We start from the raw sequence: 26,074 nt of genomic DNA, 5'->3' as shown, positions 1-26,074 counted from the left end.
ATTCCTTGTTACGGGACTGCACATCGACAATCGGTGACGCTATTTCGCCTTCAAGTACGGCGTTCAAAAGCGCAATCAGGCAAACCTTATTTTGCGTGTCGGGATTGAAAGCCTTCTTGAAAGTCCTGTCAAGAAGAAGATCCGCGAAAACGCCTGCGCCCTTGTATTCTTCGAAAGTCTTTGCCTCGCCAATCATTTCACAAGCGCCAAAATTCACCGGACGGGTTCCGTTATTAACAATAATCTGATTTGTCATTTCGTTATCCATCATTCAACTCTCAGTTACGCTGAGACCGCAGGTAAAGAACGTCTCTACCCTTTATATTAACACGCATTAGCGAGGCTATTGGACTAATTTTTTTTGTAAAAATTTTGAATATGCAAAACGGTCCGCATCAGCGGACCGTTTTTTCTTTATTCTAGTCTTTTACGCAACGAATTGGAAATCCTTTACCTTTATGTGTAAATTGCGGAACAGCATTGCCAACATGGTGTTCCATTTCTATATAACCAGCATTATCTCTACTAGAATCTGTAGAACTCCAAAAATATGCACTAGAGCCAAAATCTCCAAAACGACTCGCACAACCAACAGGAAGAGCAGTAAACCCATAGGCATCAATGCCACCTCCATCATCACTCCAACCATAAGAAGACTTAAGCGCAAAACCTGTTTCGCCATCGCCTCCAATATTTACATTAACAAATAATATCTCATACTCCGTTATTGTAGGCAAATGCCATCCATCAGGACAAATTCCTCGCACTGGATACAAAGGAACGCAAGTATCACCATACCCACATCCCTTGCCATTGGAGCTCCATACGCCAGCACTATCCATTGCCTCAGACCATAAGTAATATCTTCCAAACTTTGTTACAGGGTACTTATATTTGGAGGTATCTATATCTTTAAGTTCACTTATTTTTTGATTAGAAAAAGAACCACTATTACTTATCCAATAACTCCGTTCTGTTTCATAGTTCAAATTTACAGCCATCCACCACTGATCACCAATTTTAACGGTTTTATAAGTTTGTCCGTCACGATCATCCGTCAACGAGCCATACACACAATCGTCCTTATCATCCGTCCTACACGGTGGGACAAAGTTTACAGAATCACTTTTATCATTAATACAACGAACCGAAAGCGCAATTTTTTCATTATCATGATAATTCAATGAAGCAGTACTATCAAAATAAAGCATACTCAAAGTATACGCATACCAGCGATCACGACCAGATGAGCTCCAAAAATCTGCATATATACCCACAGAACTATATGTTTCATCTATACGCATACCAGCAGGAAGTGCAGAAAAGCCAAAATCGTCTGAACCATTTCCACTTTGGCCTTTATAATCATTCCAACCACTAGTTGATTTAAGATGAAGAGCAGCAGGCCAGATAGCAGAATCTAATAAAATGCGGAATTCTTTATATTTGGGCAAATGCCATCCCTCAGGACAAATACCTCGCACCGGATACACAGCAACACAGGTATTTCCATAGCCACATCCCTTGCCATTGGGGCTCCATACGCCTGCACTATCCATTGCAGCAGCTCTTGTATAAAGGCGACCATATTTTTTACAATATTCAACAGAATCGTTATAACAATAGCTACCTTCTACCTTATAATTCAAATTCTCGGCCATCCAAATTTGACCGGCAATTTTTGTAATTCTATATGTTTGACCATCTCGACTATCTTCAAAGCAATTTTCATCAGTTTTTACATTGCAAGGTGCTTTAAACGCAATGGATTGTCCTGAACTCGATGATGATTTTGCGGAACTGCTACTCGATTTCGTAGAAGAAGACGATTTCTTTGAAGAACTTGATTTTGACTGCTTTTGCGAAACGGACCACTCATCACCATCGCATTCGTAATTCTTGCTCTTGCTTTTCACATAGACAATCTCGCCAATAACGGAATCATCGCACTTGAATTCTTCAAGTTCGTCCATATTGGCAACTTCATCAGGCAACCCTTCGGGAGATGAACCTTTATCGTCGCCACAAGCGACAAGGGCCATAGTAAGAGCAAACGCTAAAATCCATAAAAGATCCTTCGACTTCGAACCTACCGTTTTTCGCTCATGACACGCAGCAAATTGCATTTTTCTCATTCTTCACTCCTTTTATATAGATAAAATAGAAAATTTTAAACACGAAATAAAATTTGTAGTAATAGGGAAATGCTATAGATCCACCGACTTCGCTCAGGATGACAACGCAAAAAGCGTCGGCCATGACTGAAAGAACTTCACTGGATTCTTCGAGGCTATTCGCCTCTCAGAATGACGCATCCATCCTACAATCCTCAAACCTCAAAGCGAAGCGACCTCGAAGGGCAAAGCCCGACCTCATCCCTATAAAATTTCTATCTTTGGGCCATGCCGTTCTACTCCGACGAAATCATCCAAGAACTCAAGAACCAGGCGGATATCGCGCTGGTCATTCAGCAGTTCTTGCCGCTCAAAAAAAGCGGGGTCAACAAATACGTCGGCGTGTGCCCATTCCACGATGACCACTCTCCATCCATGTCGGTAAATTCCACGCTGGGCATTTACAAGTGCTTTGCATGCGGTGCGGGTGGCGATGTTTTCAAGTTCATCCAAGAACACGAAAAATTGGACTTCAAGGGCGCTGTAGAATGGGTCGCCAACTTCGTAGGTTTTGCGCTCCCGAACATCGGCAACAATGTCAATACCGAAGTTCTCGAAGAACGCACGATGGTTCGCAAGCTGAACGAGCTCGCCTGCGAATGGTTCGAGCAACAGCTCACGTTAAGCCCAAAGGCTTTGGAGTATTTGAACAAGCGTCATGTCTCGCCTGAGACGCGCAAGCAATTCCACATCGGTTATGCTCCAACGGGGCGCGAAGGGTTAATCGGCTACGCCGCACGCAACGGTTTTTCGCCACGCGATTGCGTCAAGGCTGGACTTGCCGTTGAAAAAGAAAACGGCGGTATCGCAGACAAGTTCCGCGATCGCTTGATGATAGCCATCCAGAATCTCTCGGGAGTCGTTGTCGCCTTTGGCGGTCGAGACTTGAGCGACCCCGCATCGCACAACGGAATAAAGCTTGCCAAGTACATGAACAGCCCGGAGACGGCGCTTTACAGCAAACGCGATATTCTCTTCGGGTTAAACCATAGCCGAAACGCCATCATGAAGGAAAATGCGGTCATTATCGTCGAAGGATATTTTGACCTCATCAGCCTTTACCAAAGCGGCGTACAGAACGTCGTGGCCGCCTCGGGTACGGCGCTCACCGAGAATCACGCAAGCATCCTCGCCCGCTACGCAAAGACCGCTTACCTTGTATTTGACGGAGACGCCGCCGGGCAAAATGCCACGCGCCGCAGTCTCGAAATCGTGCTCCCCAAAGGCCTTTCGCCAAAAGTTTTTGCACTCTCGCGACCGGACGGCACCAAGATTGACCCGGACAACTTTGTAAACGAGCAAGGTCCGGACGCTTTCAGAAGAGCGCTCCGCACCGCCGAAGACTGGCTCAGCTATCTCGGGCGCACCATGCCGAACAACAGTCCCGAAGACCGAGCCGCATTCATCACGCAAGCAAAGACGCTTATCAAGAGCATCGAGAATCCGGAACTTCGCAATCAGTATTTGAAGCTTGTTTCAGAGCGTTACAGCACAACGCGTTCGCTCGCAGGCATCAAGGTTACACACCCGAAACGCGAAAAAGCGCCGGCAGCAGCCGAGCAGCCCGCAGCACCGCAAGTAAGCGTTCCGTGGGAACTTTTGTCGCCGATTGAAGTGCGCTTTGCAAACCTTCTTTATCGCAACCCCACCCTTCTCGACCGCGCCGCAGAATATTTCGACATGGACTTTGCCGCCAGCGGAATCCAAATTTTTGATTCTCCGCTGATTGATGAATTTATCCAGTCGATTCTCGCGCAATATGCAGAAACGGGCGCGTTCTCGCCGAGAACATTGTACGAATCGCTTTCGCCGCAGTTGCAGCTTTTCTTGGAACAGCTCCCCGACGAGACGTGGAAAACGCCGAACGAGATTCTGGAATTTTACGACACGCTTGCCGTACTCACGCTCAATCTGTGCGACCGCTACAAAAAGCTCATTCCGCTCGATTCCGAAGCGGGCATGCGTCTCCGTATGCAGTTGAACAAGTTCACGCAGGGCATCCAGACGATTTCCAAGAAGCGCAAAATTTCGGCTATCACGCCGGATGTTTTCGCCGAGCAGATTATCCAGAGCAAAACACCGCTCATCGAGCTTTACACAGAAATTAACGAGCTTGCGATGAACGGAGGGAACGCCGCGCAGTTCAACAATGCACAGTTCTCGCCGCAGGCTCCCACGCAATTCGCAGCACCAACCCCGGCACAACCAAGTTCGCCGCAGTACGCAGCACCCGGCGCACAATTTAATGATGCGCCCGCAGTGCAGTCCGCATTCCAGCAATCCGAAATGCCCCCGGAGATGGAAGCCCCGCCTCCATTCGATGGCGACGAGCAGTACGCATCAAGCGAACCACCCGAAGAAGCTCCGTACGATCCGAACGAAGAGCCTTACGTCCCTGATGACGAGCCCTACGTTCCCGACGATGACTTTGGAGCCATGGACGATTTCGGCTAAGCCCAACAAGATTTTAAAATTAAAGAGGAAATATGTTATCCATCAAGAACCTTAAAGCAAGTATCGAAGACGGCACCCAAATCCTGAAAGGGATCAATCTCGAGGTCAAGCCGGGAGAAGTCCACGCCATCATGGGCCCGAACGGTTCCGGCAAAAGCACACTCTCCAAAGTGATTGCAGGTCACCCCGCTTACCATGTTGATGGCGGTACCGTAGAACTTGACGGCAAGAACTTGCTCGAAATGGAAATCAACGAACGCGCTAATTCCGGCCTTTTCATCAGCACGCAGTACCCGACCGAAATTCCGGGCGTAAACAATGTCGAATTCTTGAAGATGGCACTCAACAGCAAGCGCGCCTACCTCGGCCAGCCCGAAATGAGCGACGAAGACTTCAAGAAGCTCTGCGAAGAAAAGATGGACTTGCTCGAAATGGACGACCGCTATCGTGAACGCGGCGTGAACGACGGCATGAGCGGTGGCGAAAAGAAGCGCAACGAAATCCTCCAGATGGCCGTTCTCGACCCGAAGGTGAGCTTCCTCGACGAAACGGACTCCGGCCTCGACATTGACGCCCTCCGCATCGTGGCAAACGGCATCAATCACATCATGTCGCCCGAAAAGGCAGTGATTCTTGTAACGCATTACCAGCGCCTCTTGGACTACATCAAGCCCACTTACGTTCACGTGCTCCGTCACGGCAAAATCATCTTGAGCGGTGGCCCGGAACTTGCCCTCAAGCTCGAAGATCAAGGCTACGACTGGATCGAAGAAGCCAAGTAACTGCGAGGACGCATAATGAACGCTGAATTTATACAGAACTTGCCCACCGCGGAACAGGCGATAGCACGCCTCCGCGAACTCGGCATGCCTCGCCGCAATAACGAACTTTGGTCGTTCTTCCCGGTCGCCAAAATCCCGACACCGGAATTCATGGGCACGAATTTTGCGGCAGCCCCAATGACTTCCCCGGCAGCAACCCCGGCCAACCAAGAAACCGACTTCGCAGCCCTCCTCCCGATTGCAAACCAGGCCCGCCCCATGATTCGCGAAATCGTGGCCGGCGCAGCCGAAATGGCCATGCTCAAGTGCAACAACGACTTTGGGCACACCGTCCTTGACATCGGCAAAGGCGCCAAGGTGAGCCTCGAAATTCTCGACAACAAGGTCTCGCACGACGTTGCCGCCGAGCGCTTCGACATCAACGTTGGCGAAGATGCCGACGTGGAAATCTTCTTTGCAAACCCGGCCTGCGATTTGCCGCTCCGCTTTAGGCATTTCAACATCAACCAAGCCGCAAGCTCCACCGTCCGATTCTCTAGCATCTGCCGCGACACCGCCATCGGCCGCGTGAGCGTCGAATGCCACCTCAAAGGTGAAGGCGCGAACTTCGATTACAGAAGCCTCCACGTTCTCGATGGCGAAGCCTCGCAGCACAGCCGCCTCACAATTTACCACGAAGCCCCGCGCACCACAAGCACCCAGCTTGCCCGCAACCTGCTTTCTGGTTCAGCACACGTGAGCTACGACGGAAGCGTCATCGTCGGTTACGACTGCACAGGCGTCAATTCGAGCCAGCTCGTGAACACGATCCTCTTGAGCGAAGATGCTAGCGTCTCCGTGAAGCCGGTCCTCAAGATTTATCACGACGACGTGGAATGCACCCACGGCAACACTGTCGGCGAACTCGATGCAGAACAGATGTTCTACCTCGTGAGCCGCGGCATCCCGAAAAAGGCCGCCCAGGAAATGCTCATGCGTTCGTTCGCACAAGAGACATTCCTGCCGCTCCCAGACAGTCCCGCCAAAAAGCGACTGATGAGTTCGCTCTAAGAACGCTATTCAAGATATCACTGGATGGGGACAAGCCCCAACCTCTTCGGCTCGGTCATATCCATACGAGTATGGCTGCGACTCTCGCCTTTTGAGGTTGTCTTCGCGTTGCTCAGGATGACGAGGTCAAACGTGTCATGCCCGACTTGATCGGGCATCTCCTCTTTTATACGAGATGGTGATTCCCGCTCGGAGGCGGGAATGACAAAGGAGCCGAACGATGCAGAAACATGCTTGCATGTTTCTATATCCGAGGCGAACAAGTCAGGCCACGAAGTGGAATGACAAAAAGATAAAAAGGCGGCTTCGGTCGCCTTCTTTTGTTTTAGCAGATAAGATTTTGTATATTCTTCTATATGAAAAAACTTATCCTTATCATTACTTTGGGAGCATTGAACGCATTCGCTATCGATTGCCTCCGTTCCACCTTTGACATTTTCGCCAAAGAATATCCAAATTCTAGTGAGCCTACAACAGCGATTTACAAGAATTTTTTTGTAGACAGCATTTACCTCCATTATGCGGACACTAGCCATAGCACAGAGTTCGACAACAACAAGTATTACTACACAGGCACTCATGTTGACAGTGCCAAGACTTACACCAAAGAACACGGCTCCGACAATTGGGAAATCAAAGTCCTAAGTCCAGAAGAGTTAACTCTTGAAGCCTATGGAGTCAAGACCACCATTACACAAGAGGGCGATTTCAAAAGAGTCCGCCAAGAAGGCAAGGGCAATCCACCAGTTATTGAATACTTGATTTACGAAACTAAGGACTCCGTCTACTACACCGTATCTTATCTTTATGAAAGCGGGAATATTGATTCCTACGAACACAGAGTTTACATCCGAAACGATACTTTATACACAACCGAATCAGGAATAAAGGCCTATATCGTTCGTGACTCAGCAAACGAAAGCAAGTGTTACGAATACGACGATTACCCCCAAAACAAAGTTTACGCCACCTACGAATACGAAATGAGGGGCGACACGCTTACCGCCACCGAAAAGATTCTCGGAGGTTACCAAAGCACGTTCACCATATTCTTCGTCCCCAGTGAAAAATACTCCACAGCCATTATATCTGGCAAACGCCATCCGAAAATGAATCCGGCAAAATCAAAGGACTTCGATTTGCTCGGTCGCCCCGCCAAGAACAAGCACATCGCCATTTTCAAGCATTAACAAGAAGGAAATGCACTCCCCATACGCGGATCATGCTCACATAAGTGCTAAAGCACTAAGTGATCAAAGAGTTCAAGTCGGGCATGACAACCGTAGCGACATTCATATAGAAAAAAATCCGTCGGAGAAATCTCCGGCGGATTTTTTACATTGCGGTGAGGCCTCTCATCATCTTTCATTCCCGAATCGCAGTCTCTACTGCGACAGAACTCACACGCAATGTCCACACACACCAATCAATCCAAGCATCCCAAACCAAACACCCTAACGCTTCCCCTTCTTCCAAAGTTGTCAGTGGGCTACCACCGACTCTATAAATGTACCCGATAATTCAGGGGTGCGCTAAAAATATTTTCTATAGCAAAGTCCAAACAGGAAAGTTCCAAGTCGGAATAATGTCGGACGGGTTTAAATAAAAAAATCCCGCGAAAGCAGGAAATTTAAGGTTTTACATGATGTTCACAAGGAACAGTAGAGCGGAGCCGCTAAAGGCAACCACAAAATTTACGACGAATTCCTCAAAAGCAGTCCGCTTTGGGTCTTCATCAGAGTAACGATTTTCTTCCCAGTATCCCATTCTCATCTCGTAAATTGTAGAATAAGCTCCTACGAAACTTAATTTAACTTTTTTTTTCAAAAATCAAAAGGCTTTTTTAAAAATTTATTTACGAAAAATCAGAAAATTTGATAAAATTCACCCAATAAACCCGCACGAAGTTTATATACTTCGTACGAAATTATTACTTACGTTCTTCAATCTTCTTGATGGGTTCATCCATCATGCGTTCGGCAATGACTTCCGGAGTTTCTTCTGCCACGGCGGCGTTCGATTCTTCCGGCATCCACGGCTTGTCGAGGCTCTTTTCCCAAGACACGGTCGGAGCCTTCTGTTCTTCCTGGGAGGCATCCACAATCGGGAGGCCAAGAAGTTCGCGGGCGCGGTTGAGGGCCGCATCAATGTTACCGAGAGCGTTCTCTTCGCCAAGCTGGGCAAGCACTCCGGCACGGGTCAAAGCCACCACCGGCTGGGCATGCACACCACTCAAGAGAAGCTGCGTACCTTCGCTCTTGCAACGCTTGAGCAAGTCTTCAATCATATTGATACCGGCGGCGTCGATGCTAGAGACGCTACGCATGCGCAAAATCAAGATCTTCGGCTTTTCGGAAATGCGGTTCATCGTTTCCTTGAACTTGTCCACCGCACCAAAGAAGAGCGAACCGGCAAGTTCATACACAAGCACACCCTTCGGCACCTGGCGGCCGAGAGAATTGCGGGCTGCTTCGTCATCGTCATCCTTCAAGGCAGAAGAAACGGCTTCGACTTCGGCGACATCGCTCATGCGCTTGATGAAAAGCACTGCAGCAAGGAGGACGCCCACTTCGATAGCGACCGTAAGGTCGATAATCACCGTGAGGAAGAACGCGACAAGCATCACCGTCACATCGCTCTTGGGAGCCTTGAACATCTTGATCACGCTGCGGTAACCGCACATGTTGAACGCCACCTGGAAAAGCACAGCGGCAAGGGCTGCCATCGGGATCATTTCGGCATACTTACCGAGCACGAGCATAATGAGCAAAAGAACGACTGCGTGAACAAGGCCAGAAATCGGGCTCACGGCACCGTTACGGATGTTCGTTGCGGTACGGGCGATAGCACCCGTAGCCGGGATACCGCCAAAAATCGGGCTCAAGATGTTAGCGACACCCTGACCGAAAAGTTCCGTGTTGGAGCGGTGCTTGGTACTCGTCATACCGTCAGCCACCACTGCAGAAAGGAGCGATTCGATAGCGCCGAGCATGGCAATCGTAAGTGCCGGCTGGAACACCTTTTGCATCATTTCGAGGCTGATGTTCGGGAGGTGCGGCACCGGGAATCCGCTCGGGATGTGGTTCTTCATACCAATCGTCACTACACCGTGACCGTTCACCGGATCATCCCAGCCAAGGACCTTCACCATCACCGTTGCAACGATAATCGCAATGAGGGAACCCGGAACCTTCGTAGTAATCTTCGGCCACAAAATGCAGACCGCGAGAGCGACAACGCCCACAATCACGGAATAGACGTTCATGGAACCGAAAGAAGAAACATAAAGTTTGATTTTGCCAACAGCGTCAGCCGGGTCAGCGCCCGCAAACGTAAGTCCGAAGAAGTTCGGCACCTGACCAAGCGCAATAATAATAGCGATACCCGCCGTAAAACCGACCGTCACCGGATACGGGATGAACTTGATAATCGCACCGAACTTAGCAAGACCAAAAATGACGAGGAAGATACCGGCCAAGAGCGTTGCCGAAGCAAGGCCATCGTAACCGTACTGGCTCACAATGCCGTAGACAATCACGATGAATGCGCCCGTCGGGCCGCCAATCTGGAAGCGGGAACCACCCAACAGCGAAATGATGAAGCCCGCGATAATGGCCGTGTAAAGCCCCTGTTCCGGACCCACGCCAGAAGCGATAGCAAACGCAATCGCCAAGGGGAGAGCCAAAATGCCAACGATCAAGCCCGACATCAAGTCGCTAGTGAAATCCTTGCGAGTGTAGCCGCGCTTTACAGAGCGGACGATTTCCGGGGTGATTGTCGAGACGATACCAGCCAAATATTGTTTGACGGATTCCTTGGCGCGAATATCAGACATTTAAGGTCTCCATATTGTAAATCGAGACCCAAATTTAGGAATTTACCCCAATTTCGTTAAGGGGGGTAAGATTTTTTTATAAAATATATTTTACAGCAGTCCCTTCTTTGCGGAGCGCATAAGGTTCTTGACTTGCTTTTTGTCCATCGGCGGGACGCTTGCATCTTCAAAGCGCTTGGACTTGGGTGCACAATCTTCGCAAAGGTGCTTGACCACCGTCCCAAAACTTGCGGCCCCGTCGGACATGGACATTTCACGGGAGCGGTAAGTGCGCAAAAGCGCCTCCTTGTGGCACTTGTCGCAGATGCCCATCTTGGGGGCGGCAGGCTCACGCGCAGTGTTGCGTTTCTGCTTATCCTTTTCAGAATCAATGGAGAACGCACGGCTCATGGCCGCATTCTTACTAGCAAAACGATTGTCAAAAAGACCCATAATTACATCTCCTTTAAATCTTCTACAAGTTTGTCCTGCAAATACAGCGCTAAAAGCATGCTGCAAAGCGATGTCGCTTCGCCATCTTCCATAAAGAGGGAGCGTCCGAACTTGCCGCGTTCCATCTGCTTTTCCTTGAAAGTCTCGGCAAACCTCGCAAAATCGAGGAGTACCACGCGGGGAGCATTCGTATCGCAGACTTCACGAATCATCGTATTTAGGTATTCCACTTCGCTCACCGCAATCGGAAACATTTCCGGGGGAATCGTGAGCAAAAAGAGTCGGGACTGCGTCTTGTTCACGAGTTCATTTATAAGCGTTTCATAAAGCGAGGCTATCGAGGCGCCATCGGTACCGCCGTGGTTCAGTTCACGAAGCCCAAGCCCCATAATTATGCGGCCGGCATTTTTGCCAATGACATCGGAAGAAAGACGCGCCTTGATTTGTGATAACGAGACCGCAATTGGCACATTTACGGAAAACTGTATAGGTCGGCTGGGTTCCCGGCACAGCACGGCTTCCACAAAACGGTTCGCCGCTTCGCCCTTGGGCCCGAATAATTCATCGCCTATAACTAATACTCTGTTTTCCACATCAACAATCTATACTTTAGAATCCGATTTGACCACAGAGATTTCCCAATAATCGCCTTTTTTTTCACGCGAAAGCACTTTATGACCATCGGCAATGAGCGATCCGGGCACATTTTCTATCGGGGAACCTTCATCGAGCCAGATTTTGAGTGTTCGACCCGCCGGATAACCCGACATGACGATTCGCGAGCGGACTGAATTGAGGGGGCATTTTACGCCACGGAGGTCCAAAAGGGAGGGAATTTCGCCCTGAAGGGCGGCCGGCAACGGCAAAATTTTCGCTTTTTCGCAGAAATCGGCGATTTCATCGGTGTATTTTTCGGGATTTTCAGCCCATTCCCCCACAGGAAATTCAGAAAGACAGCAACATACTATTTTAGATAGAGCTTCTTCAGGGGTCAAAAGTGCAGAAGTTCCACGGCGGATCCATTCTACACACGCATACATCAACAATTTACGTAAAGATTCTGTAAAACCTGGGGCTTCACGGTTCGCTTCAATCCAGCGAGCGATTGGAGATGTTAAATTTTTATTGCGTTCATCTGCCATTTTTTGCATATTTCGCCATTGTAAAAAAGTCTAATCATACCTATGTAAAAATACACTTTCCAAAGCAAAAAATGGGCCAAAATTCCTGAAAAATGTAGCAAAGGTCACATAGCGTTTCTATATTTGGCCCCAAGCATTCAATAAATGCAAAGGTTACAGTAGAATGAGTACTATACTACTATACGCAATGTTCGTCGTCTACGTTATCGCAGGCGTGGGATTGGTGATTTACGGGTTCAGTTGCTACTACAGCATCTACCTGTTCCTCAAGAACAGCCGCAAGACGCGACTTTCAGACCGCAAAGCGATCTTGAAGTACTACCGCGAACATTCCATCGCAGACCTCCCGCAGGTCACAACCCAACTCCCGGTTTTTAACGAAGCCAACTGCGTTGAACGACTCCTCGAAGCCGTCTGCGCCATTGACTATCCCAAGGACAAGCACGAAATCCAGGTCCTCGACGACTCCACGGACGAATGCTACGAAGTCACTAAGAAAAAAGTTGCTGAACTCGCCGCCCGCGGTTACGACATCAAGCTCATCCACCGCACGAACCGCAAGGACTTCAAGGCTGGCGCTCTCAAGGAAGGCATGGCAGTCGCAAAGGGTGAATTCCTCGCCATCTTCGACGCCGACTTCGTTCCTGAAAAAGACTTCCTCCTGAAGACCGTCCCGTACTTGGTCATGGATCCGCAGGTCGGCCTTGTTCAGGGTCGCTGGGGTCACTTGAACCGCACCGAATCCGGTCTTACGCTCGCCCAGTCTATCGGTATTGACGGCCACTTCGTGGTGGAACAGTCCGCACGTAGCTGGGGCAAGCTCTTCATGAACTTCAACGGTACCGCCGGTGTCTGGCGCAAGGACGCTATCTACGGCGGTGGCGGCTGGGAAGGCGATACGCTGACCGAAGACATGGACCTTTCTTACCGTTCCCAGCTTGCTGGTTGGAAGATGAAGTTTGTGTTCGACGTGATTGTTCCGGCTGAACTCCCGAACGACATCAACGCTTTCAAGGCTCAGCAGTTCCGTTGGGCAAAGGGTTCCATCCAGACCGCTATCAAGATTTTGCCGAAGGTTTTGCGCTCCAAGGTTCCGCTCCGCGTGAAGATTGGCGCAATACTTCACACAACGCACTATTCGATCCACCCCTGCATGTTGTTCACCGCACTCTGCGCTTGGCCGTTGCTCGCGTTCTTTGAACCGGTCGGACACCTCCCCACTTGGGCATACACGGTTGGTTTCGCATTCATCTTCCTCGCCGCAATCGCGCCTTCTGTTCTTTACTTTGTCGCCCAGCGTTGCTCCGGCTACACCGGTTGGAAGATTCGCCTGCTTTCGCTCCCCATCTTAATGGCCCTCGGCGTTGGCATCGCAGTCAGCAACTCCCGCGCAGTGTTTGCCGCAGTTCTCGGCACAAAGGGCAGCTTCGTTCGTACTCCGAAGAACGGTGGCGCCAAGAAGAAGGCCAAGAGCCATTACGCACAAAAGTTCCCGTGGATGGCACTTATCGAACTCCTCGTCGGCGTCTACTGCATTTTCGGTTTGCTCGAATACATCAACGCCAGCAAGTACATCATCGGACCGTTCCTTGCCCTTTATGCAATCGGATTCCTCTCGGTGAGCGTGCTTAGCTTTATGCATTACATCAGCAACATCTTCGAAGTTCGCAAGGCCATCAAGTGCTCTGAATGCGTCGAAGAACAGGCAACAAACTAAGCTTTAGTTTACGCAAGATGCGACGGAAGTCGCAGACAGCAAAACTAGATGTTAAAGTGATTCAAGAGGCCCCGCAAGCGCGGGGCTTTTTTGTTTTAGTTGTTGGTTATTGGTCATTGGTCATTTATTAGTGTTTTTCGAGAATCGCGGGGAAAGCCGCAAATGCGAGGCGAGAAGTCGCGCCTCTCTCGTCGTCTTGCTGAATATGCATAGCAAGAGTCGCGCCACCCTTCGTCATGCCGAGTTCGAAGAACGAGGCATCCAGTTATATCTAGAAACGCAATCGAATTGTTTCGCGGGATGCGCAAGACTTGCGGGATGCTCGGAAAGCCCAAGATTCGCCCGAGGGGGCATCGCAAAGCGGGAGGCCGCGAACGAAGCGGGTGCGGCAACGGAGTTCTTTGACTTTTTCCGAGACGAACTGTTCGTAAAGCAAGTTTGTCTCGACTACGCCGTGATGGAACGTCGAATAGACATTTAACGAGACGGTCGTAAGGATAGCGGCAACCGTCATGGCGATAAGCAATTCCAAGAGCGTAAAGCCTTGTCGAGAAGTTTTAGGCTCAGCTAGATTCATTTGCAAATAAGAAAGCCTCCGAACCTCATCGACAACGCACCAAGCGTCTGAGAGAATAATGTTCACTCGCAACAACAGCCCACGCCAAATGCGGACTGCCAGGAACGCGAGTCAAGTGAACAGAAACTGACGACGACTCTTGGGAACGCGCAAGTTTCAACAAGTGTGCGGAATCTCGCGAAAGAGCGCCGGTCAGAGAGTCCGCGCAATCCGGACGATTCGCCACCAACGATTCCATTGTTTCTAGCACATCGTAGAACTCCTCCAAGCGCATCCGTTCATCCGCGACTTCGCGAATAAAAAAGTTCCAACAGCCAAGGAGTGCGGCTGTTCCAACGAGAAAAATCGAGAGAGCCACGCAAACTTCGGGCAAAGTAAAGCCTAGTCTAGAGTTTGCAGCAAGAGCAACACAAGATGCCCTGGATACTTCACTTCGTTCAGTATGACAAGTGCACGTCACAAGCGCCTCCGGGAAAACACGACCTTGCGAGTGTCCATGCAAAACGGCAGGAGCGTCTGCGTTGAATCGAGAAGCTTTGCCGAAGAATCTCGCTCAACAATTCCGGACGGCGCCATCGCCAAGCCTTCAAACACGGACTTTTCAAGGAGCGACAAGCGGTTCTCGCGGTAGCCAACCGCAAGTGCCAAGCTCGGGAAATTCATTTGTGCACGGTCTGAAATTTCGATAAACTGTTTTGAAAGAAGTGTACCCGCAAGCGATACATTCCCCGAGACCGCCACTTCCGCAAGTCCAAAGATTTCCGCAAAATGAGCGACCACATTTCCTTGAATGTTCACAGAACCCGTTGCATAAATCCGCAGCGTATCAAAGTGGATGTTCCCGCGAATCTTGACATCGCCCTCGACATTTGCCATAAAAGAACGAATTGACTTTCGCGAACTTCGCGAATTTTCAAAAGCGCGGGATTCGCCGAGATCTAACGTCAAATCGCCAGCGCTCACATTTATCGCCATCGTGCGTTCTGTAGATAGCCCATCAGAAGAATCGAGTTTAAAAAAGCGACGATTTCCCGACAAGTTTTTCAAGCCCTCCGAATGCAAAATGCGTTCATGCAAATTCTGTTCCAGCACTACGGCACAACGCGCCCATTCCGAAGTCGAGAACCGCCCGTATTCATGCCCCAACATGAACTGGAATTTATCACGAACACGCCATTCTGTCCACGGTCCAAGAATCCGTGATTCAACCGCCGGGAGTTCCGCAAAATAGCCCTCAGGAAAGCCATTCAGCTTCGCCAGCACCGCAGATTCCGCTAGGTACATTTCTTGAGTTTCTTTAGCGACAAGCGATACGTTTCGGCGAAGCGCACCCGGCATGCGAAGCATTGATGTCATAAGAAACGAAAGCACAAGCAGCAGTCCCAACACAAGCGGAAGAACGTTACCGCATTTTGACCGCATAACGAACCTCCTTGCGCCCACAGCGCATCACGACATCGCTCATTCCAATTTGTTTCACGCGGTATCGAGAAAGCGAATCACCAACCGAAAGCGTTTTCGTTTCACCCGCAAGAGTTTTCACAAGCGCCACTCGCCCACCCACAATTCCAAGCAAACTGAATTCCGACGAATCACAAGTTCCGCGCAAAATTCGCCGATTTTCAAATGCGACATCAGCAACAAAGCCCTCCCGTCCTAGATTCCATTTGGCAGGGAACAAATCCCTGTGCCCATCCGCCCAAGCAAGCATTTCCAAATCACGGGTGGCAGGCGGCATCAATTCAACAGGCGCCACATCAGCAAATGAATCACGCTGTCCGTTATCAAATAATTTTGCACATAACAAATTCAAAGAACCGCCACACATCGCCCAAACTCCCGCACACAAAACAAGCAACGCGGCAGCACCCACCATCCAGCGACGACGTTCGCAAGGTTTCATCGAATCACATTCGTCTAAATCTTTGCAACTCCAGAACGGATCATGCGCAGCCGACAGAAAGTATCCATCCATATTCGGTGAGTCCTCATCAAACTCCCCCACACCATTCATTTTCGCAAACAGTTCATCAGCTTTCAAGAATTCCTTAAAGCGCGCAACACGTTCCCGGCAAGCACCATCAAGCGATTCACCGTAACCGTATTCTTCCGACCAATGACACAAACGGCCTTCCATAAAAACGAGGATGTACAGGCGATGTTTCCAAAGCGCGACGAACAACAAATTTCCATTTTCCGCATTTCCCTCCAATTTACCTCGCAATACTTTATCAGCGATGGCATACAACGCAATTTGTCTTGGCAAGCAGCAATCAAACTTTTTACGGTACGTTTCCAACGATTCATCCGCCATAGCCACGAGATAGCGATGTTTTCGTCCATCAGATGCATTGAATGAAACGAGCGGCCAAAAGAATACGCGACATTCTTCACCAAGAACATCCTGAAACTCTTCGTCAAATCGCTTGTGCAATTCCGTTTCCGTAAGGGTCCCGTCAAATGCAGTCGTCACTTCCCACGTCATCATCCGCGCCGCGACAGGCGCGATTCGCCGTCCCCATCCAATCATTCCTTTTTCTCCACACTCGGCGTAATGAAAATGGCAAGTTCACTTTCATCCTCTTCTTCTGAGGTGTAGCTGAAAAGCCGCCCAAGAATCGGAATACTTCCCAAAAACGGCACCGCCGAACGTACCTCCGTCTTGTTCTTGCGTATAAGCCCTCCCAGGCACAAAGTTTCGCCATCGCGCAGCACAACAGTCGTCTTCATGTTCCGGGAACTGATATCACGCGGGCCATCGCCAGTGCTCCTGCCCGCCGTCTTGATTTCCGGCGACACGGACAACGTTACCAGGCCATCTTGCGTCAGCGTAGGCGTAAGCTCCAGCGATATACCGTCGTTAAACGATCGGTAATCCGTAATCGGGAACCCATCCGCAGAAACTTGACTGACAAGATAATAGACCGTATTCGTCACATTGAGTTCCGCCTTGCCGCCGTTCAGCGTTGTCACGCGCGGGCGCGCAAGCACCTTCGCTTCGTTGTTCTCTTCCATCGACGAAAGCTCCAGTTCAAAGCGGTCCGGCAAGATTCCAATTTTTCCGAACGCTCCCGATTTGGAAATATCCTTGCCCAGGAAATCAAAGAACCCGCGCGCCTGAATATCGCGTTCGCCCACATTCCGAGTAGCACCGCTTCGCAAGCCAATTGCAAACCCGCGCCCCTTGCGAAACTCCACAATCACGCATGCAAGCGTCACCTGCATTTGAGGCGCATCAATCATTTTCAAAAGGTCAACAGCACGTTCCATCGCATGAGGCGATCCCCCTAGCACAAGCGCATTCTGCTCACGGTATTCCGAGACTTTCAGTTCCGAACCTTTCGCAAACTTCGAAAGCTGCGCCATAGCCTTCTCGGGCGTAACATGTTTTAATGGAAACACACGCACATCGGCAAGCGCCTTTGCCCCCTCCTCCGAAACTAAAAGTGACGACGAATCCAGCCGAAACGTGAATGCACTCCCACGAAAAAGTGACGCTAAAAGTTCCGGCAGCGAGACATCCTTAAACGACATCTGCACCGATTCATTCAAGTCGCCATAAATTGCCAAATTGAGTTCAGCCTCTTCTGCAATCGCCTTAAGCACCGCCTTGAGCGAAGCCGATTGCAAATCCACCGAATAAAGATCACCCGCACGTTCCACCGAAACCTCCGTGCCATCTGGCGAGCCATTCAAAGCTTTCTCGACATTCCGTGCCCTCGTAACCCGCAAGCACCCGCGCTCCCCGCGCACCTTGAACCCGTTCGATTCCATCAGCACACGGAACGCCATTTCCGGAACCATACCCCTCAAATTTCCACTCACCACGCCATCTACGTCGTAATCCGCAAGTACATTCACGCCTGTATTCAAGCCGAATTCCCTGACAAATTCACGCACATTCATGTTTTTTACCGAAACGACAACGCCCGAATTTTCAAGTGCGATATAGCCATTCTCCAGCACACGCGATCGCCGGATATGATAAACGCGCCCTTCCTGCACAACGGCAAGCCCATTTGCCGCACACAATGCCGTAAGACCTTCAAAAAGCCCAACACCCTCCAGATGGAATGTCACACGCATATCGCCCGCATCATCTGTCAAAATCGATATGCCGTAAGCTTGAGAGAGCGTCCGCGCCACATCGGCCAACGGGACATCCGCAAAATCAAGCGTCACCGTCCCTGGCAAAACATCAGTCGCATTCGACGCAGACGAACGATCCGTTGAACGAGGAACTTTCATCGAAGCATAAGCCACCGATGACAACAGCAATATCAAAAGGGAAATTCTTAAGACCCTTAGAAGCATAGCGCCTCCCCTGAATTACGCATGCCCGCTTTTTCAAAACCCACGCACAAAAGCGTGAACAAATGCGGCCCCTGCCCGGGATGATAATTAAGGATCTAAGAAATGATATAATAAGTTGTGAGTTAATGTATAAAAATGCGAATGGAAAAGCAAGTTAGGGGCTGGTTATTAGTCAATAGTCATTGGTCATTAGTTATTGGTTTATAATTTAAGGACCATTGACTAACGACCATCAACCAAAAATAAATTTTCGGAACTTTTATCCCCAATGAGGTGAATCGCCTCGTTTTTTAAGGACAATAAAAAAGACCATCCAGACAAAATCTGCGAAAATCGTGCAAATTCAGCAATTTCCAATAGTTGGCACAATTCTTGCTAAAGAAAGGGTGTAAAAACAAAATCCACCCAATCATAGGAAGAATCATGAAATCAAAATTCATTGCAATCCTCACAATCTCTACGCTCGCCTTTTTCGCCACGGCTTCCGCCAAGAGCGAAGCATCTGACATGAAGAGTGTCAAGAACGAAATTTCGAGCGAAGTCAAATCTGAAGTTACCGACAAGGCCGACTTCAAGAAGATGCGCGAAGAACGCAAGGAAGCCCGCAAGGGACTTCTTGACCTGATCAAGCTAGACAAGAACGATATCGCAGAAATTCTGCCTAAGCCAGAAATCGAACCGCCAACCCCGAAGACGGAAGAAGAACTCCAGGCCGAACGCGAAGCCCGCAAGGCTGAAATGGAAGCTAAGAGAGCTGAACACGAAGCAAAGAAGGCCGAAGAAGAAGCTAAGCGCGCAGAACGCGAAGAAGCTTTGAAGGCCGAACGCGAAGCCCGCAAGGCCGAAATGGAAGCTAAGAGAGCCGAAGAAGAAGCCAAGCGTGCAGAACGCGAAGAAGCCATGAAGGCCGAACGTGAAGCTCACAAGGCCGAAATGGAAGCTAAGAGAGCTGAACTCGAAGCTCAGCGCGCAGAACGTGAAGAAGCTTTGAAGGCCGAACGCGAAGCCCGTAAGGCTGAAATGGAAGCCAAGAAGGCTGAACGTGAAGCCCAAAAGGCAGAAAAGGAAGCAGCAAAAGAAGAAAAGACCGTTGCTCAGGTTGAATAAGATATTTTAGCTTGTTCATCAGGGCGACGGAAAAAACGTCGCCCGCATTTTTGAGTCTTTTCAAGGTTAACGCTATGAAAAACGCAAATAAACTCATTGCATTTTTGACCAGCTCGGTATTCGTGACAGTTCCGCTTGCACAACCGGAATCCGATATCGCGACACCCACAGAAAGGTCAGAAACCACACAGAGAGTTCCCGACCTTGAACAGAAGCAAAAAGAAGACTGGCGGCGCTTACGCGAAGAACGCAAAATTGCAAGGCAACAAATACTCTCGGAAATAAAAGCAAGCGCCCAGGCCGAAATAAAGGATATCCAGCAAGAAATCGTTCAGCAAAAGACAAACAACAACATCAACGAAAACAGAGACCTCGCAAAAGAAAATCTCATCAACAAAGAAAAAGGACCGCGCGAAAACGGCCTCGACGAACGGGAAAAGCACAAACCTGAAAATCCTCCATTCATCACTCCCCGCCCAATCGAGCATGTTCCTCTTCCCAAAGGTCCAAAAATTTAATTTTTACCAACCCACACAAAGCGACGCCGAATGGCGCCGCTTTTTTTGCACAATCCAAGGAAGATTCCCTCCCGGAACCCCGGAACTTGTCCGGGGCAAGCTCAGTCCGGGATGACATCGCGGGTTATGAAAATCACCACACTACCGGAGCGGGAGCGTAGAGGAAGCGACCTGCACTGCAAAGGAATACGCAGCCATCGATATCGCTAGATTCGCCCTCGTTATCACAAGCGGAACCAATGACCGGGCTTGATTGGCAACGCAAAGACGGACGGTCGCAATCTTCATTTTCGCCACATTCGTAATACCTGAAACGTTCAATCCACTTGTTGTTCACGCAGATGTAATTTTCAGATCTATAGGAACCGTCACTTAATCTAATGCGGAGGTCTCTGCTCGATTCGCCTTCTTCGCAAGGCTCATTCAGCCATGCGTCATTTTCAGGGCCGCAATAACCACCATCATTTGCTTCACAAGGAGGCGGAACATCCTTTCGCCCACAGCCTTCAGCGTGAAGCTCGCAATCCACAACATTCAGAGACCAGAATCCTTGGTTGCACACAAATTCATTTCCCGTTTTGCAATCAATTGCAATTTCATTTTGGTTTCCACCGCAAGAACAGCAGCCTTGCTTAGTTTCATCGCATTTGATATCGGTGATATGTACGCAGATTTCATCACCCATGCCATACTTTTTCCATTTACCGCCTTCACATTTATAGCGGCCTTCAAATGTTCCTTCACTAAAGCAAGCTTCGCAGTATTCAAGTTCACCGCAGGCGCAACGCTGATTTTCTTCCGTTTTCTTGACTTCCCACATTTCGCCGTTGCAAACGTAAACCACGCCATTTTCGCAATCGGCAATTTCCCGGATGCCGTCCAGTTGGCAGAGACGGTAACCACAGCCACCCATTCCCGGAGGGCATTCTGACGGCTTGACATTCATGCAGGCAACCTGCTGCCAATTGTTGCTTTTGCATTCATAGTTCTCGCCCGTCACGCAGTCAACGGCAGTGCGACCGTTCTGATTTACGCAGTTACCTTGCGCCGTCATACCATCGTAATCCGTGATATGTCTGCAAGTTTCCACGTGTTTTTCTTCGCAACAAACAGGCTCATAAGACTCAACGCCGTTACAGATTGTAGTCCAGCGGCCATTCGGGCAAGTTTCAATAGCACTCGAACTCGACACGCGCTCAGAAGAACTACTGAGATCCACAGACGAGGAACCTGCAACAACAGAGCTGGAGCTGAGCTTATTGACGGAAGAAGAGCTTTTGCCAACATCCAAGCTAGAGGACTGCGGACTCGGCGGTTCAATCGCCGACGAATTCCCTCCGTTTCCGCTGTTGAAATCTGGACCGCTGAGATTGTCGTTATCGCAGGCAATAACCGCGAAAGAGGTAGCCGCCACAACGGCAAGGCTCATCGCCTTGACATAAAGATTCTTTTTCATGATGTTTTCTCCTTAATTTATAAGTTCTTTTGATGAAGTCGGCGATTTATCGCTCACCCATTCGTTTCCCTTTTTAAGAACAGGGCAATTGCCAGACAGAACCACATCAACTGCGAAATGTTCTGTTTCGGCGTGGCTATTGAGTTCACCACAGTAGTAGAACAGGAACCTAGACATCACGCTCAAAGGAATCGCGCTGCAATCGCCCGCCGGGACATCAAGCACCTTGATGACATTCTCGGTAATTTCTGAGACAATATAGGCCGCCGACAATCCATTGCTATACACATTGAACGTATAAAGTCCACAGTTTTCGTCCAAAGTCTCGTTCTTTATCGCCGAAATGATTTGCGGATACATCGCTACAGCCATCGGGAAGTATTCACTCAAGGCATCGACATTCTGCTTTACAATCTTATGCGGCCAAGGCGTATCAAATTCGCTCGTCATCGGCGGATTTGGGTTATGCGGACCGCCATCTGTATTTTGAGCAATCGATGTTGACAAAATGCCTTTGTCAAACGCACCAGATTCAATATTGAGCATTTTCAGGTAATAGTCCAGCGTATTCGGCTTTGTCGCGCCTTCATTCGGTCTCTCGGAACTGCTGGATTTTTCACCATACTCTGAATCACCGAAAGAACTCGAGGATGTTACTGAGCTACTGGATTTTAAGCCAAGATTGGAGTCATCGAAATAACTAGAGGAACTCCGATTAGCAAGCTCATTCGATTCTACGGACGTGCCTGCAATCTTTTCCGAAGAACAGCCTACAAAGAAGCTCAGCGAAAAGATTACCGAGAGCGTTACAAGCTCATACAAACTATACTTCTTCATTTTCGTTCTCCTTCACGTTTTTCGTCAGGGGGAATAGCTGCAAATTCAAGCGATAAACTTGTTCAATATTCTTCTCTTCGGCTGCGATAGCTACAATCTGGCGACGGCATTCATTCAGTACACATTCTATTTTGCGGAAGGATTCACGCGAAAGCCCCATGGTCACGCCGCTAAAATTACGAATGTCCTTGGGGAGTTCAAGTGCCGGCGTCGCAAGCCTGGACATCTGGCGGTGCATATTTCTCATGGCAAGTCGCGTTGCATCGGTCGTGCCCTGGATCGAGATTTCTGACTGGACAAAATTGTCATCTTCTTTTTTCAGGAGTCCCGATTTCGTGAGAAAGTCGAGAGAAGCTCGAACCTCCGCAGCAGAGATCTGCGGATAGCACATCTTAGCCATTTCACCCGGAGTAGCGCCGGGCATAATCGGGGCCAGCTCCCTGAGGACCGAGTTGTGCCAAGTATCGTAGAACCTGAAAAGTTCACCCTCAATGGACCTAACTTTATAGACATTTGCAATGGAAAGCATTTCATTATAGGCGGCCTTTTTGTTCTCTTCCGTTTCCGCCTGGCCGAACTTGACCATCGCCCTGAAATAATCCATCTCGAAACCGGCAAGCCCCATGGCGGCCCCCGTGCGTTCCACGCCGATCCGGCTCAACTTGCTTTTACCGTCGCAAACGACCTTCATGTACGAGGGCGAGCTGAATCCTGCATTCTTGGAGAATTCTCGCCAGGAGAACGCGGAACAGCGCTTGCGTTCCTCGTAGTAATCTCGCATGAACATGCGGAAATCGGTATATTCGACGATCGGTTTCATATTAAAAAATATAAAACCGCATTTTTCAAAAATCAACCTTTTTTATGCTACAAAATTAAAGAATTTTGCAAAATTTAAGCATTTTTACAAAAATCCAACATAAAAATTTTGCATATACTACACCCTGTAGCATATAGAGTAGACCATCTCTTTATACAAGAAGGCGATGCCGCCCCCATACGCGGATCATGACCACGTAAGAGTTAGTTGCTTTCAAGGCGAGTGTCGCGACAGACTGCTTGCAGACTGTCATGATTGAGCCGAAGATGCTGACGCAAAGCGTCAAAGCTCTAAGTGGTCAAAGAGAACAAAATCCGGCATGACATAGAGTCCGGCACGACAATGGAAAAATTATTCCAGCGACTTACGGGCGGCTTCTTTAGCATGGATGATTGTCGTATCGTACACGGGGAGTACACTATCCTTTTCAGAGATGAGCATGCCGATTTCCGTGCAGCCGAGAATCACGCATTCGGCGCCGCGCTGTTTCATGTGCGCAATGATGCGTTGGTATTCCGCACGTGACGCATCGAGAACTTTACCGAGGCAGAGTTCATTGAAAATCACGTTGTTCACAATTTCAATGTCTGAAGCGTCGGGAACAATCACTTCGAGACCCGCGCTCTTGAGATGGTCCTTGATAAAGTCTTGCGTCATCGTGAACTTGGTTCCAAGCAGTCCGACCTTCGAAAACCCGTCGCGCTTGACACTTTCAGCCGCCGCTTCTGCGATATGCAAAATCGGGATATGAATTTCACGTTCAATTTGCGGAACCAACTTGTGCATCGTATTTGTCGCAATGACGATAAAATCGGCACCAGCACGTTCAAGGCGCTTTGCCGCATCCGCAAGAATCATAGCATTGCCATCCCAGTCGCCCTTGGACATGTTCGCTTCGAGTTCTGCAAAATCGACACTGTACATCAAGATCTTTGCGCTATGGAAACCGCCCAACGCACGGACAATTTCTTTATTCAAAACTTCATAGTACGTAATTGTACTTTCCCAGCTCATACCGCCAATCAAACCAATCGTTTTCATAGGAACCTCGTACACAAGCAGCTAATAAACATTAGCCAGCGACAGCGCAATTATAACAAATATTTACAGGTCAGTCAATCAAAAGTACAACATGAGAACCTGACAACACAAAAATCAAATCAAAAATAAATTAACAGACTAAGAACAGCCGTTTTTTATATATTACTCAGTATCAAAGGGGGAAAGATGAATTTCAAAAACAAAGCATTTATAACCAGTTCAATTATAGGAATTGCCTTCACTGTTTTTCTTGCAGGTTGCGACGAAGAAAACATCAGCCAGCCGCCTCTAGAGGTGCTTTCACCGTCTAGCGATTCCGAGATTTCGTCCTCCAGTGCATCGCCAGAATCATCCGTAGAATCATCCGTCGCGTCATCAGAACCGTCATCAAGCGTTTTGTCCGAACTACCGTCTTCAAGTTCATTAAGCGAATCGTCATCTTCGGCCCCGCTGTCAAGCGCGCAAGCGCCCGAAACAAAAGTATCGAGCAGTTCTACAGCATCAAGTTCAGCAAGAACAAACTGCATTACCTACACGAGTTCCTTTAATCCAGACAATTACAACGAAGACCCCGAATGTGTCATCAGGCAGCTGACAGCTGGCGTCGTTGAAACTCTTGTAAAGCAAGGCATAGATTCCACCAGCGCGTTCAATACGGCAAAGCTAAAACTTTATTCCATATTCTCCCTAGACACACTGCTACAACACCAAACTTTACATTCCACATCTATCGGCTATACATTTTCACATTTAATCCCTCCCGACAACGATTCTTCAAAGACGAGAAGCGATTTTATCGAGAAATTCACGAAAGGCGAGACCTTCGACGAGACTTTTATATGTTCTGCCTATGAAGGCTTTTCTATCGAGAAATTCTTAAGCATAATCAACCCGACATCAACCTGGGGAGATTACGGAAGATACAGCACCAATTACGCCGTTCAGGAACCGCAATACATTTTAAGGAACTTGTGGAGGCATTGCGGACAGCTTCCCTATTGCGACTCCGCCCATTACGGACTTTTCAAGACATACCGTTGCAGCTCGGACAAGGTAAATTGCAAAGATAACGGCAAGGATTTCGTCTGTGCCTACAACAATTGGAGAACACCAAACGCAAAGGAATACGAAACACACAACAAGGAATGCACCGTAAACAACACGCGTTTCCCGAGCGATTCGTTCCCAAGTGAATTCTACATTTGCTACGAAGGACGGTGGTACCTTTCTAGGGACAATCTCGTCGATAGCCTGCCCCAGGAATACTTTTTCAACGAGAACATCAAATACGATACATTGACCGATCCGAGAGACGGCAAGAAATACAGAACCGTCGTTTTCGAGAATCAAGTCTGGATGGCTGAAAACATCAACTACTACAGCGAAAGCGACTCCCTCATCAAGAACTACAGCAAATGCGCACAAAAAATCGGTTGCAGATACGGGCGATTCTACAATGTCGATGCGGCCACCCACGCATGCCCCGAAGGCTGGCACCTGCCCAAAGAAGCGGACGTATCCAGGTGGGACGAGATGCCCTACGCCGAAGCGACCGTATTCTTGCCAAAACTATTTTCACGCCTGACTGGCGAACGCGGCGCGACAAATGAATCCGGACTTTCCCTTTTATCCATAAACTCCGTGGACCCGTATGGTTGGGATCATATCGGTGTGACATACGGATACTTTTGGGTAGATTCAAGAAAAGAATTCTACATCGCCACAACGCATGCCAACTTCAGCGATGTTGACCCGCGCGAAAAAGGACAGCTCGTTCCCGTCCGCTGCATCAAGGACAACTAGAAATTCGGATCTTCT

General features: G+C 49.0%; 23 protein-coding genes and 1 pseudogene. 8 read left to right on the top strand and 16 right to left on the bottom strand.

All coding sequences use genetic code 11. The features are described from left to right. Both B7990_RS09920 and B7990_RS09915 read right to left on the bottom strand, forming a co-directional pair. Positions 1-256 (bottom strand): annotated as a pseudogene (locus tag B7990_RS09920) (hypothetical protein); the annotation flags it as partial. A 163-nt stretch (positions 257-419) separates the two neighbouring features. Next, positions 420-2,135 carry an FISUMP domain-containing protein gene (locus tag B7990_RS09915; RefSeq protein WP_088640809.1) on the bottom strand — a complete coding sequence of 572 codons (1,716 nt, stop codon included), beginning with the start codon at positions 2,133-2,135 and terminating at the stop codon, positions 420-422. A gap of 267 nt (positions 2,136-2,402) precedes the next feature. Here B7990_RS09915 and dnaG point away from each other — a divergent pair, with 267 nt between their 5' ends. The 4 genes from dnaG to B7990_RS09895 all read left to right on the top strand — a co-directional run bounded on the left by dnaG (position 2,403) and on the right by B7990_RS09895 (position 7,650). After that, a complete protein-coding gene (gene dnaG, locus B7990_RS09910) occupies positions 2,403-4,628 on the top strand; it encodes a DNA primase (protein ID WP_088640808.1) in 2,226 nt (741 codons plus the stop codon). A gap of 32 nt (positions 4,629-4,660) precedes the next feature. Continuing rightward, on the top strand, positions 4,661-5,410 hold the full coding sequence (gene sufC, locus B7990_RS09905) for a Fe-S cluster assembly ATPase SufC (RefSeq protein WP_088640807.1): 750 nt from the start codon (positions 4,661-4,663) through the stop codon (positions 5,408-5,410). A gap of 15 nt (positions 5,411-5,425) precedes the next feature. Continuing rightward, positions 5,426-6,460 carry a SufD family Fe-S cluster assembly protein gene (locus B7990_RS09900; RefSeq protein ID WP_088640806.1) on the top strand — a complete coding sequence of 345 codons (1,035 nt, stop codon included), beginning with the start codon at positions 5,426-5,428 and terminating at the stop codon, positions 6,458-6,460. A gap of 356 nt (positions 6,461-6,816) precedes the next feature. Beyond that, on the top strand, positions 6,817-7,650 hold the full coding sequence (locus B7990_RS09895; RefSeq protein WP_088640805.1) for a hypothetical protein: 834 nt from the start codon (positions 6,817-6,819) through the stop codon (positions 7,648-7,650). Between the two features lie 448 nt (positions 7,651-8,098). Here B7990_RS09895 and B7990_RS15110 read toward each other — a convergent pair whose 3' ends face one another. The 5 genes from B7990_RS15110 to B7990_RS09875 all read right to left on the bottom strand — a co-directional run bounded on the left by B7990_RS15110 (position 8,099) and on the right by B7990_RS09875 (position 11,869). After that, positions 8,099-8,227 (bottom strand): hypothetical protein, encoded by a 129-nt coding sequence (locus B7990_RS15110; protein ID WP_254917462.1) that lies wholly within the window; start codon positions 8,225-8,227, stop codon positions 8,099-8,101. 163 nt (positions 8,228-8,390) lie between these two features. After that, entirely contained in the window at positions 8,391-10,295 is a 1,905-nt protein-coding gene (locus B7990_RS09890; RefSeq protein WP_088640804.1) for a SulP family inorganic anion transporter, read from the bottom strand. A 90-nt stretch (positions 10,296-10,385) separates the two neighbouring features. Beyond that, positions 10,386-10,727, bottom strand: a complete 342-nt coding sequence (locus B7990_RS09885) for a hypothetical protein (protein WP_088640803.1) — start codon at positions 10,725-10,727, stop codon at positions 10,386-10,388. Between the two features lie 2 nt (positions 10,728-10,729). Further along, positions 10,730-11,320: a hypothetical protein gene (locus B7990_RS09880; RefSeq protein WP_088640802.1), complete on the bottom strand. Its 591-nt coding sequence runs from the start codon at positions 11,318-11,320 to the stop codon at positions 10,730-10,732. Positions 11,321-11,329: 9 nt separating this feature from the next. Continuing rightward, positions 11,330-11,869 carry a sulfurtransferase TusA family protein gene (locus B7990_RS09875; protein WP_254917461.1) on the bottom strand — a complete coding sequence of 180 codons (540 nt, stop codon included), beginning with the start codon at positions 11,867-11,869 and terminating at the stop codon, positions 11,330-11,332. 163 nt (positions 11,870-12,032) lie between these two features. Here B7990_RS09875 and B7990_RS09870 point away from each other — a divergent pair, with 163 nt between their 5' ends. After that, on the top strand, positions 12,033-13,586 hold the full coding sequence (locus B7990_RS09870; protein WP_088640800.1) for a glycosyltransferase: 1,554 nt from the start codon (positions 12,033-12,035) through the stop codon (positions 13,584-13,586). A gap of 271 nt (positions 13,587-13,857) precedes the next feature. On the opposite strand, the gene B7990_RS09865 is transcribed toward B7990_RS09870, so the two are convergent. From B7990_RS09865 to B7990_RS09850, 5 genes are read right to left on the bottom strand one after another with little or no spacing between them, the layout of a single operon-like run. After that, complete coding sequence (locus tag B7990_RS09865) at positions 13,858-14,163, bottom strand: prepilin-type N-terminal cleavage/methylation domain-containing protein (protein WP_088640799.1); 306 nt, start codon at positions 14,161-14,163, stop codon at positions 13,858-13,860. 25 nt (positions 14,164-14,188) lie between these two features. Beyond that, positions 14,189-14,623: a type II secretion system protein J gene (locus B7990_RS14845; protein ID WP_176407271.1), complete on the bottom strand. Its 435-nt coding sequence runs from the start codon at positions 14,621-14,623 to the stop codon at positions 14,189-14,191. Continuing rightward, entirely contained in the window at positions 14,620-15,585 is a 966-nt protein-coding gene (locus B7990_RS09860; protein WP_088640798.1) for a polymer-forming cytoskeletal protein, read from the bottom strand. Before B7990_RS09860 ends, B7990_RS14845 begins: the two co-directional genes overlap by 4 nt. Next, the gene (locus tag B7990_RS09855; RefSeq protein WP_254917459.1) at positions 15,566-16,651 is read right to left on the bottom strand and encodes a hypothetical protein; all 1,086 of its coding nucleotides are present in this window, start codon (positions 16,649-16,651) and stop codon (positions 15,566-15,568) included. The genes B7990_RS09860 and B7990_RS09855 overlap by 20 nt, the downstream gene beginning before the upstream one ends. Positions 16,652-16,689: 38 nt before the next feature. Beyond that, positions 16,690-18,477, bottom strand: a complete 1,788-nt coding sequence (locus B7990_RS09850; protein WP_088640796.1) for a type II secretion system protein GspD — start codon at positions 18,475-18,477, stop codon at positions 16,690-16,692. 423 nt (positions 18,478-18,900) lie between these two features. Between B7990_RS09850 and B7990_RS09845 the strand changes: the two genes are divergently transcribed. Together B7990_RS09845 and B7990_RS09840 are read left to right on the top strand one after the other, a co-directional pair. Beyond that, entirely contained in the window at positions 18,901-19,584 is a 684-nt protein-coding gene (locus B7990_RS09845) for a hypothetical protein (protein WP_088640795.1), read from the top strand. A 74-nt stretch (positions 19,585-19,658) separates the two neighbouring features. Further along, positions 19,659-20,102 (top strand): hypothetical protein, encoded by a 444-nt coding sequence (locus B7990_RS09840; RefSeq protein ID WP_141099253.1) that lies wholly within the window; start codon positions 19,659-19,661, stop codon positions 20,100-20,102. Positions 20,103-20,235: 133 nt separating this feature from the next. Here B7990_RS09840 and B7990_RS09835 read toward each other — a convergent pair whose 3' ends face one another. From B7990_RS09835 to B7990_RS09820, 4 genes are all read right to left on the bottom strand, one after another. Further along, on the bottom strand, positions 20,236-21,558 hold the full coding sequence (locus tag B7990_RS09835) for a hypothetical protein (protein ID WP_088640793.1): 1,323 nt from the start codon (positions 21,556-21,558) through the stop codon (positions 20,236-20,238). Positions 21,559-21,570: 12 nt separating this feature from the next. Next, positions 21,571-22,395, bottom strand: a complete 825-nt coding sequence (locus B7990_RS09830; protein ID WP_088640792.1) for a hypothetical protein — start codon at positions 22,393-22,395, stop codon at positions 21,571-21,573. Next, positions 22,382-23,215 (bottom strand): TIGR02147 family protein, encoded by an 834-nt coding sequence (locus B7990_RS09825; protein ID WP_088640791.1) that lies wholly within the window; start codon positions 23,213-23,215, stop codon positions 22,382-22,384. Before B7990_RS09825 ends, B7990_RS09830 begins: the two co-directional genes overlap by 14 nt. Positions 23,216-23,566: 351 nt before the next feature. After that, on the bottom strand, positions 23,567-24,256 hold the full coding sequence (locus B7990_RS09820; protein ID WP_088640790.1) for an aspartate/glutamate racemase family protein: 690 nt from the start codon (positions 24,254-24,256) through the stop codon (positions 23,567-23,569). 186 nt (positions 24,257-24,442) lie between these two features. On the opposite strand from B7990_RS09820, the gene B7990_RS09815 reads away from it, so the two are divergent. Beyond that, positions 24,443-26,059, top strand: a complete 1,617-nt coding sequence (locus B7990_RS09815; protein WP_088640789.1) for an FISUMP domain-containing protein — start codon at positions 24,443-24,445, stop codon at positions 26,057-26,059. Positions 26,060-26,074 lie beyond the last annotated feature (15 nt).

Source organism: Fibrobacter sp. UWB4, from assembly GCF_002210345.1.
In the GTDB taxonomy this organism is placed as follows: Bacteria; Fibrobacterota; Fibrobacteria; order Fibrobacterales; family Fibrobacteraceae; genus Fibrobacter.
Note: the sequence above shows the minus strand (reverse complement) of the source record. Positions and strands in the feature narration are given on the sequence as shown.

Excerpts from the sequence above, each read along its gene's own strand:
- B7990_RS09915 (WP_088640809.1), bottom strand. The coding sequence starts at position 2,135 with ATGAGAAAAATGCAATTTGCTGCGTGTCATGAGCGAAAAACGGTAGGT.
- dnaG (WP_088640808.1), top strand. The coding sequence starts at position 2,403 with ATGCCGTTCTACTCCGACGAAATCATCCAAGAACTCAAGAACCAGGCG.
- sufC (WP_088640807.1), top strand. The coding sequence starts at position 4,661 with ATGTTATCCATCAAGAACCTTAAAGCAAGTATCGAAGACGGCACCCAA.
- B7990_RS09900 (WP_088640806.1), top strand. The coding sequence starts at position 5,426 with ATGAACGCTGAATTTATACAGAACTTGCCCACCGCGGAACAGGCGATA.
- B7990_RS09895 (WP_088640805.1), top strand. The coding sequence starts at position 6,817 with ATGAAAAAACTTATCCTTATCATTACTTTGGGAGCATTGAACGCATTC.
- B7990_RS15110 (WP_254917462.1), bottom strand. The coding sequence starts at position 8,227 with ATGGGATACTGGGAAGAAAATCGTTACTCTGATGAAGACCCAAAGCGG.
- B7990_RS09890 (WP_088640804.1), bottom strand. The coding sequence starts at position 10,295 with ATGTCTGATATTCGCGCCAAGGAATCCGTCAAACAATATTTGGCTGGT.
- B7990_RS09885 (WP_088640803.1), bottom strand. The coding sequence starts at position 10,727 with ATGGGTCTTTTTGACAATCGTTTTGCTAGTAAGAATGCGGCCATGAGC.
- B7990_RS09875 (WP_254917461.1), bottom strand. The coding sequence starts at position 11,869 with ATGGCAGATGAACGCAATAAAAATTTAACATCTCCAATCGCTCGCTGG.
- B7990_RS09870 (WP_088640800.1), top strand. The coding sequence starts at position 12,033 with ATGAGTACTATACTACTATACGCAATGTTCGTCGTCTACGTTATCGCA.
- B7990_RS09865 (WP_088640799.1), bottom strand. The coding sequence starts at position 14,163 with ATGAATCTAGCTGAGCCTAAAACTTCTCGACAAGGCTTTACGCTCTTG.
- B7990_RS09860 (WP_088640798.1), bottom strand. The coding sequence starts at position 15,585 with ATGCGGTCAAAATGCGGTAACGTTCTTCCGCTTGTGTTGGGACTGCTG.
- B7990_RS09855 (WP_254917459.1), bottom strand. The coding sequence starts at position 16,651 with ATGATGACGTGGGAAGTGACGACTGCATTTGACGGGACCCTTACGGAA.
- B7990_RS09850 (WP_088640796.1), bottom strand. The coding sequence starts at position 18,477 with ATGCTTCTAAGGGTCTTAAGAATTTCCCTTTTGATATTGCTGTTGTCA.
- B7990_RS09845 (WP_088640795.1), top strand. The coding sequence starts at position 18,901 with ATGAAATCAAAATTCATTGCAATCCTCACAATCTCTACGCTCGCCTTT.
- B7990_RS09840 (WP_141099253.1), top strand. The coding sequence starts at position 19,659 with ATGAAAAACGCAAATAAACTCATTGCATTTTTGACCAGCTCGGTATTC.
- B7990_RS09835 (WP_088640793.1), bottom strand. The coding sequence starts at position 21,558 with ATGAAAAAGAATCTTTATGTCAAGGCGATGAGCCTTGCCGTTGTGGCG.
- B7990_RS09830 (WP_088640792.1), bottom strand. The coding sequence starts at position 22,395 with ATGAAGAAGTATAGTTTGTATGAGCTTGTAACGCTCTCGGTAATCTTT.
- B7990_RS09825 (WP_088640791.1), bottom strand. The coding sequence starts at position 23,215 with ATGAAACCGATCGTCGAATATACCGATTTCCGCATGTTCATGCGAGAT.
- B7990_RS09820 (WP_088640790.1), bottom strand. The coding sequence starts at position 24,256 with ATGAAAACGATTGGTTTGATTGGCGGTATGAGCTGGGAAAGTACAATT.
- B7990_RS09815 (WP_088640789.1), top strand. The coding sequence starts at position 24,443 with ATGAATTTCAAAAACAAAGCATTTATAACCAGTTCAATTATAGGAATT.